This window comes from Pseudomonas sp. WJP1, assembly GCF_028471945.1.
Taxonomy (GTDB): Bacteria; Pseudomonadota; Gammaproteobacteria; order Pseudomonadales; family Pseudomonadaceae; genus Aquipseudomonas.
Window position 1 is genome coordinate 1,337,711 of record NZ_CP110128.1, and the last position, 14,156, is coordinate 1,351,866.

At 61.9% G+C, this 14,156-nt stretch carries 11 protein-coding genes and 1 pseudogene; 2 read left to right on the forward strand and 10 right to left on the reverse strand.

Annotated elements, in window-relative coordinates; all coding sequences use genetic code 11:
- The 10 genes and pseudogenes from OH720_RS06050 to gap form a co-directional block, all read right to left on the reverse strand.
- A complete protein-coding gene (locus OH720_RS06050) occupies window positions 1-1,347 on the reverse strand; it encodes a CoA transferase (protein WP_272604899.1) in 1,347 nt (448 codons plus the stop codon).
- Window positions 1,348-1,393: 46 nt separating this feature from the next.
- Entirely contained in the window at window positions 1,394-2,149 is a 756-nt protein-coding gene (locus tag OH720_RS31790) for a methyl-accepting chemotaxis protein (RefSeq protein WP_408601063.1), read from the reverse strand.
- Between the two features lie 150 nt (window positions 2,150-2,299).
- Window positions 2,300-3,598 (reverse strand): annotated as a pseudogene (locus tag OH720_RS31795) (PDC sensor domain-containing protein); the annotation flags it as partial.
- 135 nt (window positions 3,599-3,733) lie between these two features.
- On the reverse strand, window positions 3,734-4,123 hold the full coding sequence (locus tag OH720_RS06060) for a YbaN family protein (RefSeq protein WP_272604901.1): 390 nt from the start codon (window positions 4,121-4,123) through the stop codon (window positions 3,734-3,736).
- Between the two features lie 166 nt (window positions 4,124-4,289).
- Entirely contained in the window at window positions 4,290-4,898 is a 609-nt protein-coding gene (locus tag OH720_RS06065; protein ID WP_272604902.1) for a biliverdin-producing heme oxygenase, read from the reverse strand.
- A 116-nt stretch (window positions 4,899-5,014) separates the two neighbouring features.
- On the reverse strand, window positions 5,015-7,579 hold the full coding sequence (locus OH720_RS06070; protein WP_272604903.1) for a TonB-dependent receptor: 2,565 nt from the start codon (window positions 7,577-7,579) through the stop codon (window positions 5,015-5,017).
- Window positions 7,580-7,701: 122 nt separating this feature from the next.
- Window positions 7,702-8,667: a FecR family protein gene (locus OH720_RS06075; RefSeq protein ID WP_272604904.1), complete on the reverse strand. Its 966-nt coding sequence runs from the start codon at window positions 8,665-8,667 to the stop codon at window positions 7,702-7,704.
- Window positions 8,668-8,768: 101 nt separating this feature from the next.
- On the reverse strand, window positions 8,769-9,287 hold the full coding sequence (locus tag OH720_RS06080; protein WP_008056755.1) for an RNA polymerase sigma factor: 519 nt from the start codon (window positions 9,285-9,287) through the stop codon (window positions 8,769-8,771).
- 77 nt (window positions 9,288-9,364) lie between these two features.
- Entirely contained in the window at window positions 9,365-9,829 is a 465-nt protein-coding gene (locus OH720_RS06085; RefSeq protein WP_272604905.1) for a methylglyoxal synthase, read from the reverse strand.
- Between the two features lie 157 nt (window positions 9,830-9,986).
- Entirely contained in the window at window positions 9,987-10,988 is a 1,002-nt protein-coding gene (gene gap, locus OH720_RS06090) for a type I glyceraldehyde-3-phosphate dehydrogenase (protein WP_008056760.1), read from the reverse strand.
- Window positions 10,989-11,208: 220 nt separating this feature from the next.
- Between gap and edd the strand changes: the two genes are divergently transcribed.
- On the forward strand, window positions 11,209-13,035 hold the full coding sequence (edd, locus tag OH720_RS06095) for a phosphogluconate dehydratase (RefSeq protein ID WP_008056761.1): 1,827 nt from the start codon (window positions 11,209-11,211) through the stop codon (window positions 13,033-13,035).
- Entirely contained in the window at window positions 13,032-13,991 is a 960-nt protein-coding gene (locus OH720_RS06100) for a glucokinase (protein ID WP_272604906.1), read from the forward strand. Before edd ends, OH720_RS06100 begins: the two co-directional genes overlap by 4 nt.
- Window positions 13,992-14,156 lie beyond the last annotated feature (165 nt).

The following is a 14,156-nucleotide window of genomic DNA, read 5'->3' on the forward strand; positions in this document are numbered from 1 at the left end:
TCACCATTGTGCGCGATGTGAACCCAATTCAGACGCTGCAAGCGTCCACTGCAGCGGCGTCCCGCTGATCTTCAACGGCACGTGCAGGCGATGCGCCGGGCCCCATGGGGTCTGCTCGACCAGCATCCCCTGATCGTGTTCATCTTCGGCCCGCAACGGCTGGTCGCCACCGGGGCCGTTGTCGATCAACAGCTTTGCCGTACGCGCCAACGACAACCGCGCCGAGCCGCCCTGTCCGTTGTTTAAGCGTGCTGCCAACAACCGGATCGCACTGGCCGCCATCAAATACCCGGTGGCGTGATCGAGCGCTTGCAGTGGCAAGGGCGTCGGTTTGTCCGCATGCGTGAGGTGCATACCCGCGTCCGCGATGCCACTGCTCATCTGCACCAGGCTGTCGAAGCCGCGGCGGTTCTGCCACGGGCCGCTCCAGCCGTAGGCATTAAGGCACACGTCGATCAGGCCAGGGATGCGTTGCTGGCGTTCGGCGGTACCATAGCCCAGACGCTCCAGGGCATCGGCGCGGTAACCGTGGAGCACGATGTCGGCGTCCTTGAGCAGGCTTTCGAATACATGGCGATCGGTTTTGTCGTGCAGATCCAGACGTGCGCAACGCTTGCCCAGCGTCATCTCCGGCACTACGCCCGGTTCGTTCCAGGTGGGTGGGTCGATGCGCAGTACATCAGCGCCCAGGCCCGCGAGAAAGCGGCTGGCGACGGGGCCGGCGAGCACGCGGGTCAAATCCAGCACCTTTATTCCGGCCAGTGGTCGGGCCACCGAACCTTGCCAGGGTGTGCTGTGCCGGTTGTGGCCAGTGGTGAATTGAATCAGCGGTTCGGCGTTGACCGCGAGCCCTTGCGGATGGACCTGCCACTGTTCCCGACTGCGCATTTCGGCGGCACAACCACCGGCCTCGACCACGGCCTGCTCCAGATCGCGCTTGGCCCATTGCGCCACTTTTCTGGCCATCGCCTGGCGGTCGACGCAGGCGCCCAGCACCGATTCGGCGGCGGCACGATGATGGGGCGCATTGGTGTGCAGGCGGATCCAGCCATCCTTGGCGGCATAGTCACCGGCGACCGGGTCCCACAGCGGCGGGACGCTCCAGCCTAGCGGGCGGATCGAACTGGAAAACCAGAAGGAGGCCAGGCGCCGGTCGACTTCCAGGCCGGGCAAGCGTCCGGTCTGCTGGTGCAGCAATTCGCTGACAGCTTGCCCTGCGGCGGCGATGCTGGCGCACGCCAGGTCGGTGACGGCGAACACCGAGGGCAGGGCGCCGCTGGAGGTGAACGCGATTGGGCTGTGCGGCATGCCGAGTTCGGCTTGAATGGACGTGAGCAAATCAGTCATCGAAGGGCCCTCCGGAGCGAGAGCCCGAGCATAAATCAAAAACCGGTCACACCCGGAACTGATCCATCAGTTTCATCTGCTGGGTGGTCAGGGCATTGAGCTGGCTGCTGATCTGCGCCGATTCGGTGGCTTGTCCGGTGAGGGTTTCGGTGACGGTACGGATGGCCGAAACGTTGCGGTTGACCTCTTCGGCCACGGCGCTTTGCTGTTCGGCGGCGCTGGCGATCTGCAGGTTCATGTCGCTGATCACCGTAACCGCGTCGCTGATTTTGCCCAGGGCCTGGACCGCTTGCTGGATCTGCCCGGCGTTGCTGTGGGCCTGGGTCTGGCTCGAGTGCATGGTGGCGACCACGCCGCGGGTGCCGCTCTGGATGCGTTCGATCACCAGGCGAATTTCTTCCACCGAGTCCTGGGTACGTTTGGCCAGGTTGCGCACTTCGTCGGCGACCACCGCAAAACCGCGACCGCTTTCGCCAGCGCGGGCGGCCTCGATCGCCGCGTTGAGCGCCAGCAGGTTGGTCTGTTCGGCGATGCTGCGGATGACTTCCAATACCGAACCGATCTGCTCGCTGTTGACCGCCAATGCCTCGACTTCAGTCACGGCCTTGCTGACTTCGTCGGCCAGTTGATTGATGTCGCGGGTGCTGCGCTCGATGATCTGCATGCCATCGCGGGCTGACTGATCGGCACCCTTGGCCGCGCTGGCGGCATTCGACGCGCTGTTGGCGACGTCGTGGGCGGTGGCGCTCATTTCATTGGACGCGGTGGCGACCTGGTCGATTTCGCGAAATTGCACCTGCATGCCTTCGCTGGTCTGGCGGGCGATTTCCGAAGACTGGTCGGCGGTGCCGCGCGCATCGGTAATGCTCTGCTTGATCTGCGCGATGGTCGGCTGCAGCTTGTCGAGGAAACGGTTGAACCAGCTGACCAGTTCGCCCAGTTCATCCTTCTTGCCGTAGTGCAGGCGCTGGGTCAGGTCGCCGTCGCCACTGGCAATCGCCTTGAGCATTTGCGCCACGCTGTTGATCGGTCGAGTCACGCCCGAGGCGGTCAGCCACATCAACAGCAGGCCGATCAGGCCGGCAATGATCGCAACGCCTACTGCCTTGATCGTGCCGGCTTGCTGGGCATCGTCGAGCACCTCTTGCAGTTTTACCGAGTCGGCCAGCAGCACTTGCTTGGGCAAGTCGATCACCACCGCCCACGCCTTGGCGTCGACAATCGGACTGACCGGGTACACTGCCCGAATCAGCTCGCCCTGTTGAAGAATCTTCGGCGCACCGCTGGCGAGCAGTTGCAGGATGTCCTTGCCGTCCGCCCCCAGGGTGTCACCGATGCTCTTGCCGACCTTCGTCGGGTCGACGCTGTACGCCGCCATCACACCGGTGCCGGAAACGATCAGCATGTGGCCGGCGTTGTTGAACAACTCTCGCTGGGAGTCGACCGCCGCCGCTTGCAGCGCGTCGAGGGCAATGTCGATACCGACCACGCCGATCGACTTGCCATCCACCAGCAGCGGCACGGAAATGGTGGTCATCAACACTTCCTTGCTGCCAACGGTATCGGCATAAGGGTCGAGCAGGCAGATGCGCTTGCTGTCCCGAGGGCAGGTGTACCAGACGTTGTAGGGCGTGCCGCTGAGGTTCAGGGTGGTTTTGGTCATGTCCTCTTCGACCATGATCGTGTTCAGCGCTTCTCCACCGGCACGGCTCCAATAGGTCGCAAAGCGGCCGATTTCGTTGGACTGGCGGGCGGCGTCACTGACGAACTCGCTGTCCTTGCCGTCCAGGCCGTTGGGTTCGAACGCCAGCCAGATGCCGAGCACTTTGCCGTTGCGTTCGAAGGCGGTTTTCAGGCTCTGGTTCAACTCTTCACGCAGGGCGCCTGGCTCAAGCGAACGCTTGGCGGCCATGTTGCGCAGGTCCTTGATCTGGTCCGCCAGGGCGGCCACCACCGTCAGGGTTTCACCGAATGTCTTCTGTACCCGCACCCCTTGCTCGGCGGCTTTGGCCTGGAGCAGGTTCTGCACACTGTCGGTAAGCATTCTGCTGCTGGAAGCGCTGACCAGTTCATCGTTCCGGTTGGTCTGATAGAGGTTCATGCCCACTATCGATGCAACCACACCAAGCAGGCACAGGCCGGACAGCAGGACGATTTTCAGGCGGATGGACAGTGAGTCGAACATAGGGCGAGCTCGCGAATGGATGAGGGGTCGGCTGTGAGCCATTGCGGCTCGACACGCCAAATCCATTTAGCGCCATTCAATGCACATCGGCCTGGGGCACAGGTTGCATGAGGGGGCTGCCGACGAACGGTCATGGTTAAACGTTTGCGCGGGAAAATGTGCCGAAAAGTGGGTTAAAAACGGGAAAAGTCGCGGCAAAACCTAAGGTTGTGGCGCCAGTGATTCCGGTCGCGACCAGATCCATAGATTGCCCAGGCCCATGCCGACAATCGCCAGGTAGATCGGCCAGCCGTGGTCGAGCATCACCAGCATCAACGTGGCGCATAGCAGCATGCTGACGGTGGCGCTGACCTTGGCCCGGCGCGCGATGATCTTGCCGTTGCGCCAGTTATGGAGAATGGGGCCGAACAGCCGATGATTTTCCAGCCAGGCACTCAAGCGCGGCGAGCTTCGAGTGGCTGCCCAGGCGGCCAGCAGGATGAATTCGGTGGTCGGCAGGCCGGGTATGACGATGGCGACCAGGCCGATGGCGAGGCTGACATAGGCCAGCAGGCCGAAGAGGAGGCGGGCGAGTTTTGAAGAGGCAGGCATAAGCTCAAAGGACGCATGTGAGGCTTGATGAAGATCTTGCAGGCTGACTCGATCCCTTGTGGGAGTGAGCCTGCTCGCGATAGCAGTCTTACAGTCGACATCACTTTTGAATGTCAGTCCGTCATCGCGAGCAGGCTCGCTCCCACAAGGGTTTGTGGAGTATCAATCAGGCCGGTTCGGCAACTGTCGAATAAGCCTGTTCCAGCAACACCGTGAAGCGGTTGAAGGCGTCGATGGCGCCTTTGTCCAGCTCCGCTTCTTCCTGGGCATTCAGCTCCAGTTCATCGAGGGTCTTGACGAAGGTTTTCCAGCCTTGCGCACGGCCACCGGCCGGTTCGCCAAGGTGGCGGGCACCGAAGGTTTCGCTCAGGCCAAGGCCCACGGCACGCTTGATCAGGAACGCGGCACCCAGCTTCGAGCCTTCGGAGACGAAGAGCCAGCCCAGGGCCTGGGCCTTGGTCGGGTTTTGCAGTGCGCCTGCAACCGGCGCCGGCACCTCGGTGTCGAGGTCCGCCAGGTCAGCCTTGGCCGCATCGGCACGGCAACGGGCTGGCAGGTCCGGGACGATGGCCGTCAGTTCGGCATCGTTGTACAGCGCCACCAGTTCCGACTGGAACAGGTATTGCGCCACCACGAAGCGCGCGAAATTGGCCTGGGTTTCAAAGGGGGCGTGGGCTTTGACCAGTGCATCGAGCTTGCTGTGCGGCTCGTTGGTGACCTGGTTCAAGCGTTGCGAACGCAGGGTGGAGCGTTGGGCGGTGTCCTGGGTGGTCATGGCAGATCCTTGGGAAAGAAGAGGCGCTTGGTAACGAGACGAATGAGCAGGCGTATGACAGTAAAAAATCCTCACCGGGCGGCTGTTACCAGCGTCGCGCGGTGAGGTGCACGGGTTCAGATGTCCCAGACCAGATTGATCGCGAAGTTGCGGCCAGGCTGGGTCAGGCGATCGAGGTTGGCGGGCTGGGTCACCGAGGCTTCGCCGACGCTGTCGTAGCCGCGTACGTCATCCCACTGCCAGTACTTCTTGTCGGTCAGGTTGTACAGGCCGGCGTTGACGGTCAGGTCGTCGGTCACCTTGTAGAAGCCCGCCAGGTCGAGCACGCCGTAACCCGGTGTCTTGAACTGGGTGCTGGTGCCGTCCGGGGTGTTGAAGCTGGTGCTGTCGACCCGGGTCTTGCGTTTGACCAGGGTCCAGCTCAGCAACGCGCCGTACTGGTCCTGGTCATAGCCCAGGCCGAAGACGCCGGTCAGCGGGTTGATGCTGTTGAGCGGCTCGCCGCTGTCATCGTTGCGACCATACAAATAGGCCACCGAGCCCTGGGCGTAGAGACCGCTTGGCGCGCCGAAGGTGTCCAGGTTCAAGCGCCCCTTGAGCTCCAGGCCCTTGATGGTGGCGTGCTGGATGTTGTTGCTCTGGAAGGTGGTCTCGGTGTAGCCGGGGGTAATGGCGTTCTCGTCGATGAAGTCGCGATATTTGTTGTAGAACACCGCGACATCGAAGGTGCCGGCGTCGAATTGCCCGCGCAGGCCGGTTTCATAGCTCTTGCTCTTTTCCGGTTCGAGATCGGGATTGGGTGCGACCTGATAGCCGCCCGCAACGTTTTCGAAGCGCCCATATAGGGCTTTGGCAGTCGGCGTGCGGAAGCCTTCGGCGTACTGGCCGTACCAGGTGTAGTGGTCGTTGAAGCGGTAAGTGGTGCCGAATTTCGGCGACAGGCGATGCCAGGTCTTGTTGTCCTCGTTGACCTCACCGTTGCCGCTCTGGTCGGCCGTGGCCAGAAATTCATCGGTCAGGTGCGGCTTGAGCTGGGTGTAGTCGTAGCGCAGGCCGGGCATGAAGGTCCAATTGTTCCAGGCGATCTGGTCCTGGGCGAACACACTGTAGGTGTTGATGGTCGGGTCCGGAAAGTCGCTGGCCGGGGTCAGGGTGTCGGCAGCGCTCGGCGCGCCGATGACGCGGCACGCGCCGGCCACGGTCAGGCAGGTGCCGCTACCGGTGCGCAGGCCGGTGACTTTGTCCTGCTTGATGGTGGTGCCGTAAGTGACGACATGGTCGGTGTCGGCAATGGCAAACGCCTTGTCAGCCTGGGCATCGAAGACCCATTGGCGATCCTTGTAGGTGGTATCGCGGTTACGCAGCACCGTGCGCGACGGCGCGTAGATTTCTTCGGTGCTCTGGTCGGTCTTGGCGATCTGGTAATTCAACGTCCACTTGATGTTGTCAGCCAGGAGGCTGTCCACGGCGAAGCGATGATCCAGGCCGAAGCGCTCGCGGGTGATGGTGTCGTTGCCAGTGCGCGATTTGTAGAAGCCGAAGCCGCGTCCAGCGTTGAACGGGCCACCTACGGCGCTCAGCTGATTGGTGTCGCGATCGTCCTTGTAGTGCTCGTAAGTCAAGCCAAAGCGCGCATCGTCGGCGTAGTTCCAGCCAAGCTTGGCCAGCACGTTGGTGGTGCGCACATCCTCGGGGTTGGCTTCGGTGCGGTCCAGGCCGGTTCCGCCGGTTTCGCCGTAGGACTCGGTTTCATGACCGTTGCGCTGGCTCAGGTGCAGCAAGCCGTCGAAGTCGCCGGCGCGCCCGGCCACGGTGCCGGAGGTGAGCCAGCTGTCATCGGCCGAGCTGTAGCCGGTCTTCAGGCGGGCACCGACGTCCTGGCCTGGCTTGATGATGTCGTCCGGGTCCAGCGTGTAGTAGCTGACCGCGCCACCGATGGCGTTGCTGCCGTACAGCACCGAAGCCGGGCCACGCAGGATTTCCACGCGCTTGACGATTTCCGGGTCGACATAGTTGCGGTTGGTCTGGGCGTACGGGCCGTTGAAGAAACCGTCGGGTACTTGCACGCCGTCGACCTGGGTCAATACGCGGTCACCATCGATACCGCGGATGTTGTAGCCGGAAAGACCCGCACGGGTACCGGTGCCGCCTACCGACACTCCCGGCTCGTAGCGCACCAGATCCTTGATGTTATTGACGTTGTTGCGGTCGAGATCTTCGCGAGTCTGGACAGTGACGGTGCTGGGCACACTGTTGATGTCTTGTTCCTGGCGAGTGGCGCTGATGGTCACCTGTTCCAGGTTGAGGGCACCGGCGACGGCGCGCCGCTCCAGCACGATGTTGTTGTTGCCGAGTTTGCGATAGCTCAGGTTGGTCCCCACCAACAGGCGCTCCAGGGCTTTTTCCGGCGGCAGCGATCCGCGCACGCCCGGTGAGTCGATGCCTTGCGCCAGTTCGGCTGAAAAGCCGACCTGCCAGCCGGTCACGGCGGTGAACGAATTGAGTGCCGACACCAGCGACTGTGGCGCAATGGTGAACGCGTAATCGCCCATTTTGCGCGCCGACTGCTCGGAAGCAGTGGCGGCCATGACCGGCGCAGTACCGGCCATCAGGATGGCGGCGGTCAGCAGCGACAGTACGCGGGAAGGTGAAGTGGCTGGGCGGGTAAGGCGAGAGGACATCGATAGCGCTCCGTGTCGCACGAATCTTTATAGGTGCTGATTGGCATTGAGAGATGCGAATCAATTGCATTGGCTATAACGAGACGTACGAGCTTTGGCTATCGAGTAAAAATAATTCTCATTTAGTTCAAGATGACCAGCGCAGGGTATTCCTTGAGCTGTGCCGAGGTGATGTGAGCCAGCGAGCGGACCACGTCCAGCGGCTGGTCGAGGCGATAATTTCCGGTCACGGCAACATTCGCCAACTGCTCGTTGTTGTTGATGATCCAGCCAGGGTAGTAGCGACGCAGCTCCGCCAGCACCTGGTTCAGCGGGCAGTTTTCAAACACCAGGCGACCCTGGACCCAGGCCAGGTCAGTGGCCGCATCGAGTTTGGCCGGGCGGTCGAAACCATTGGGGCCGATGCGGATGCTTTCTCCGGCCGTCAGCCGAACCCGGGCGTCGTCGCCGGTGGCGCGCAAGTCGACATCCCCGCGCTGCACCCGAACCTGGGTCACGCCGTCGAGGTAACGCACGGCAAATGCCGTATCACGGACACTCGCGGTGACCCGACCCGCGTCGATTTCCAGCGGCAGGCCGCGATGCGGCTGCACTTCGAAAAACGCCTCGCCCTGATACAGCCGGGCCACGCGCTTCTGGTCGTTGATGGTGCTGGAAAACGCCGAATTGGTGTTGAGCAGGACTTTCGAGCCGTCCTCCAGTTGCAGGCGCTGGCGTTCACCGACCACGGTCAGGTGGTCGGCCTGCAGGCGCATTGGCAGATTGCTGAAGCTGAACAAGCCGAGGATCAGCACGGCGGCAGTGGCCAACGGCTTCCAGTGCGGGCGCAGGCGCGACAGTACGCTGACTTTGGCTGGTTGTGCCGCCAGTTTTTGCGCGCATTGCGTGACGGGCGCACCGTTCCAGATCGCCTCGGCCTTGGCGAATGCCTCGGCGTGGGCCGGGTCGGCCGCGAGCCATTGGTGGAACTGGCGGGTCTGTTCTTCGCTCGGGCTGTCCAGCACGATCAGCCAGTCCAGGGCCTGGTCCATCGCCTCGGCTGTGGCCTGCGCCGGGGAAGGCGAAGGGGCGCGGTGGGTGTCCGTCACGGTGTTTCCTCGGCGTGTCTGTGCACGGGTGTTTTTTTAGTGAAGCGCAAAAGAGGGCCAAGGGTAGCCCTGATGAACAAGGTCGTCGAGCCATGGGTGGCTCAGTGGCCGTTCGACCGGTCGGCGACGCCGATGCAGATGGTCATGATCAGTTTCAGCTCCTTCTGCACGGTACTGAGTGAGACGCCGAGTTTCTCGGCGATCTCCAGATAGCTATGACCGTGCAGGCGGCTGAGGATGAAAATCTGCTGCTGGCGGGAACTGAGTTGACTGAGGCGCACGTTCAAACGCTCGAGCAATTGTTCGGCATGGGCGGCGTCCTCGGCACTGCTGGCGGGGGCGGCGACGCTTTCCACCACGTCCAGTGGCACGTCATCGACCATGGTGCGCGAGTGGATGCGCCGCGCGCGCAAATGGTCCAGCGCCAGGTTGCGGGCGGTCTGGAAAACGAAGGGTTCCAGGTGATCGATGGCCCGCTCGCTGAGTGCACGGCTCACGCGCAGGTAGGTCTCCTGCAAGAGGTCTTCGGCGGTGCTGTGATTGTTGACCATCCGCTCCAGCGTACGCAGCAGAGAGATTCGCTGGTTGATGAAGACGTCGTTGAAGCGCGATTGACTCACGGGAGGACCTGATCCATTTCGAGTGAATGATAATGCTTATCATCCGCTCGAATGGTCAAGTACTGATTTGTGAAGGTTTACGCCCGACCCTGCAAATAAGTGGCGTAATCAGGAATCCGATGCCCGTGGGCCTGATCCATCAGCGGGCTGCTGAGCAGGTAGTCGGCGCTGCATTCGTTGCAGGCCACCGGGATGTTCCAGACCGCCGCGACCCGCAGCAATGCCTTAATGTCGGGGTCGTGTGGCTGTGGTTCGAACGGGTCCCAGAAGAACACCAGCATATCGACCCGTTGCTCGGCGATTCGCGCACCGAGCTGTTGGTCTCCGCCCAATGGGCCGCTGATCATGCTCTCCACCGGCAGGTCGAGGCGTTGTTGCAACAACAACCCGGTGGTGCCGGTGGCGACCAGTTCATGTTGCGCGAGCCGGTCTTTCTGACGTTCGGCCCAGTCCAGCAAAAACACTTTGCAATGGTCATGGGCGACCAGGGCGATGCGCTTGCGCGCTGCCAGGGTCTTTTGGGTAAAGGTGATGCCGATCATGGGTTGTTCCAGACGTGCGAAGGTGATGCTGAGGGCGCCATCTCCTGTAGGAGCCAGGCTTGCCGGCGAAGAACGATGACGCGGAATAACAGGTAAACCGCGTCGTCTGGTTCGCCGGCAAGCCTGGCTCCTACGGAATCGGGTGTGACGTGCCGAATTATTCGGCGTTGCACAGCGCCAGGCAGTTATCGAGCATGCGGTTGGAGAAGCCCCATTCGTTGTCGTACCAGGCCAGCACCTTGAGCAGCTTGCCGCTGGACTTGGTGTGGTTGGCGTCGAAGATCGACGACAGCGGGTTGTGATTGAAGTCGCTCGAGACCAGCGGCAAGGTGTTGTAGCCGAGGATTTTCGAGTGCTGGGCGGCTTGCCTGAGCAGTTCGTTCACCTCTTGTGCGCTGGCTTCTTTTTTCAGCTGAACGGTCAGGTCGACCAGGGATACGTTGATCACCGGCACGCGCACCGCCATGCCGGTCAGTTTGCCCGCCAGTTCCGGCAGCACCAGGCCGACCGCTTCAGCTGCACCGGTCTTGCTCGGGATCATATTCTGGGTGGCCGAGCGGGCGCGGTACGGGTCGGTGTGGTAGACGTCGGTCAGGTTCTGGTCGTTGGTGTAGGCGTGGATGGTGGTCATCAGGCCGCTTTCGATGCCCAGTTCGCGATGCAGCACCTGTGCCACCGGGGCCAGGCAGTTGGTGGTGCACGAGGCGTTTGAAATAATCTGGTGCGATTGGCGCAGAATGTCGTGGTTGACCCCATAAACCACAGTGGCGTCGGCGCCTGTGGCCGGGGCCGAGATAATCACTTTGCGGGCACCGGCCGTAATATGCGCGGCGGCTTTGGCACGGTCGGTGAACAGGCCGGTGCATTCGAACACCACATCGATCTTTTCCGCGGCCCAGGGCAGGTCGGCCGGATTGCGAATGGCGCTGACCGCGATACGGTCGCCGTTGACGGTCAGGCTTTCCTTATCATGCTGGACATCGGCGTCGAACGTGCCGTGAACCGTGTCGTACTTGAGCAAGTGCGCATTGATCGCGCTGTCACCCAGGTCGTTGATGGCGACGATCTGCAAATCCTGGCGATAGCCTTGGGTATAGAGTGCCCGGAGGACGTTACGACCGATTCGGCCAAAACCATTGATTGCGATTCGTAGAGTCATTTGTCAGCGCCGCCGTCGTTTTGTTGTTGGAATTACAAGATTATTCGCAAAAAAATAGAAAACAAGCCTTTTTAATGGCAATATTTTGTTCAATCTACAACGAGTGACCTGAATCAACTGGTCCGAATGGTCAAGAAAGCCGTCTGTCATCCCATCGACACCGGTGTTTGATCAGCATAGACAATCAGGTCGCCACATCCGTTAGCCTGGAGTTCTACACATGCATCCCCGCGTCCTTGAGGTCACCGAACGGCTTATCGCCCGCAGCCGCGCCACGCGTGAGGCTTACCTTGCATTGATCCGCGATGCCGCCAGCGACGGTCCGATGCGCGGCAAGCTGCAATGCGCCAACTTCGCCCACGGTGTGGCCGGTTGCGGCAGCGACGACAAGAACAGCCTGCGGATGATGAACTCCGCCAACATCGCAATTGTTTCGTCATATAACGACATGCTCTCGGCGCACCAGCCGTATGAAGTCTTTCCTGAGCTGATCAAGAAGGCCCTGCGTGAAATCGGCTCGGTCGGCCAGTTCGCCGGCGGCACCCCGGCCATGTGCGATGGCGTGACCCAGGGCGAGCCGGGCATGGAGCTGAGCCTGCCGAGCCGTGAAGTGATCGCGCTGTCCACCGCCGTGGCGCTTTCCCATAACATGTTCGATGGCGCGCTGATGCTCGGCATCTGTGACAAGATCGTCCCGGGCCTGATGATGGGCGCGTTGCGCTTCGGCCATCTGCCGATGATCTTCGTGCCGGGCGGGCCGATGGTGTCGGGTATTTCCAACAAGCAGAAAGCCGACGTGCGCCAGCGCTACGCCGAAGGCAAGGCCAGCCGTGAAGAGCTGCTGGAGTCGGAAATGAATTCCTACCACAGCCCCGGCACCTGCACCTTTTACGGCACCGCCAACACCAACCAGTTGCTGATGGAAGTCATGGGCCTGCATTTGCCGGGCGCGTCCTTCGTCAACCCGAACACGCCATTGCGCGACGCCCTGACCCGCGAAGCGGCGCATCAGGTGACGCGCATTACCAAACAGAACGGCGACTACCTGCCGATCGGCGAAATCGTCGACGAGCGTTCGCTGGTCAACTCCATCGTCGCCCTGCACGCCACCGGCGGCTCGACCAACCACACCCTGCACATGCCGGCGATCGCCATGGCGGCGGGTATCCAGTTGACTTGGCAGGACATGGCCGACCTCTCCGAGGTGGTGCCGACCCTGAGCCACGTCTACCCGAACGGCAAGGCCGACATCAACCACTTCCAGGCGGCGGGCGGCATGTCGTTCCTGATCCGCGAACTGCTGGATGCCGGATTGCTCCACGAAAACGTCAACACCGTGCTCGGCCACGGGCTGCGCCGCTACACCATGGAGCCGTTCCTCGATAATGGCGAGCTGGTCTGGCGCGAAGGCATCACCGAAAGCCTCGATGAAAGCATCCTGCGCCCAGTCGCCCGGGCGTTCTCGCCGGAGGGTGGCCTGCGTGTGATGGAAGGCAACCTCGGTCGCGGCGTGATGAAGGTTTCGGCCGTGGCACTGGAAAACCAGATCGTCGAAGCACCGGCCATGGTGTTCCAGGATCAGCAAGACCTGGCCGATGCGTTCAAGGCTGGTTTGCTGGAGAAGGATTTCGTCGCGGTGATGCGCTTCCAGGGCCCGCGTTCCAACGGCATGCCGGAACTGCACAAGATGACGCCGTTCCTCGGTGTGTTGCAGGATCGCGGCTTCAAGGTGGCACTGGTCACCGACGGGCGCATGTCCGGCGCGTCGGGGAAAATCCCGGCGGCCATCCACGTCAGCCCCGAAGCTTACGTGGGCGGCGCTTTGGCGCGGGTGCAAGAGGGCGATATCATCCGCGTCGATGGCGTCAAAGGCACCCTGGAGCTTAAGGTGGACGCCGAAGAATTCGCAGCGCGCACGCCGGCCAAGGGCCTGTTGGGCAACAACATCGGCACCGGTCGCGAACTGTTTGGTTTCATGCGCATGGCCTTCAGCTCGGCAGAGCAGGGGGCCAGCGCCTTCACTTCTGCCCTGGAGACGCTTAATTGAAACTGGCTTTGGTCGGTGACATCGGTGGCACCAACGCACGGTTCGCGTTGTGGAAAAACCAGCAGCTGGAATCGGTCCAGGTGCTGGCGACGGCCGACCATGCCAGCCCGGAAGAGGCCATCAGCCTCTACCTGAGCGGGCTTGGCCTGGCGCCGGGTTCGATCGGTTCGGTGTGCCTGTCGGTGGCAGGCCCCGTGAGCGGCGACGAATTCAAGTTTACCAACAATCACTGGCGCCTGAGCCGCCGTGATTTCTGTCAGGCCTTGCAGGTGGATCAGCTGTTGCTGGTCAACGACTTTTCCGCCATGGCCCTGGGCATGACGCGTTTGCAGCCGGGCGAATTCCGCGTGGTCTGCGAAGGCACGCCGGAACCGTTGCGCCCGGCGGTGGTGATTGGCCCGGGCACGGGGTTGGGGGTCGGCACGTTGCTTGATCTCGGTGAAGGGCGATTTGCCGCGTTGCCGGGGGAGGGCGGTCACGTCGATCTGCCGCTGAGCAGCCCGCGCGAGACTCAACTGTGGCAGCACATCTTCAACGAGATCGGGCATGTCAGCGCCGAAACGGCGTTGAGCGGAGGCGGCTTGCCACGGGTCTATCGGGCGATCTGTGCGGTAGACGGCCACGAGCCGGTACTCGACACGCCGGAAGCGATCACCGCTGCGGGCCTGGCGGGTGATCCGATTGCCCTGGAAGTGCTCGAACAATTCTGCTGCTGGCTCGGTCGCGTGGCGGGCAACAACGTGCTGACCACCGGTGCCCGCGCTGGTGTGTACATCGTTGGCGGGGTGATTCCGCGCTTTGCCGATTTCTTCCTCGAAAGTGGTTTCGCCAGGTGCTTTGCCGACAAGGGGTGCATGAGCGATTACTTCAAGGGGATTCCGGTGTGGCTGGTGACGGCTCCTTATTCGGGGTTGATGGGTGCGGGGGTTGCGCTGGAACAATCCATCCCGACCTGAAATGCGATTCCCTGTAGGAGCGAGCCTGCTCGCGATGGACGTTAACGATAACGCGTGCTTTCTGAATGCACGCGGTGCGTTTGAGTCCATCGCGAGCAGGCTCGCTCCTACAGTTGCTTTGTGGTGTTTGTAAAATCGGTGCTTAAGGCATAATCCGCCCAATTC

Bases quoted from the DNA above. Each gene is read 5' to 3' on its own strand.
- gap (WP_008056760.1), bottom strand. From the start codon at position 10,988: ATGACTCTACGAATCGCAATCAATGGTTTTGGCCGAATCGGTCGTAAC.
- OH720_RS06065 (WP_272604902.1), bottom strand. From the start codon at position 4,898: ATGACCACCCAGGACACCGCCCAACGCTCCACCCTGCGTTCGCAACGC.
- OH720_RS06070 (WP_272604903.1), bottom strand. From the start codon at position 7,579: ATGTCCTCTCGCCTTACCCGCCCAGCCACTTCACCTTCCCGCGTACTG.
- OH720_RS31790 (WP_408601063.1), bottom strand. From the start codon at position 2,149: ATGCAGGTGCAATTTCGCGAAATCGACCAGGTCGCCACCGCGTCCAAT.
- edd (WP_008056761.1), top strand. From the start codon at position 11,209: ATGCATCCCCGCGTCCTTGAGGTCACCGAACGGCTTATCGCCCGCAGC.
- OH720_RS06050 (WP_272604899.1), bottom strand. From the start codon at position 1,347: ATGACTGATTTGCTCACGTCCATTCAAGCCGAACTCGGCATGCCGCAC.
- OH720_RS06085 (WP_272604905.1), bottom strand. From the start codon at position 9,829: ATGATCGGCATCACCTTTACCCAAAAGACCCTGGCAGCGCGCAAGCGC.
- OH720_RS06060 (WP_272604901.1), bottom strand. From the start codon at position 4,123: ATGCCTGCCTCTTCAAAACTCGCCCGCCTCCTCTTCGGCCTGCTGGCC.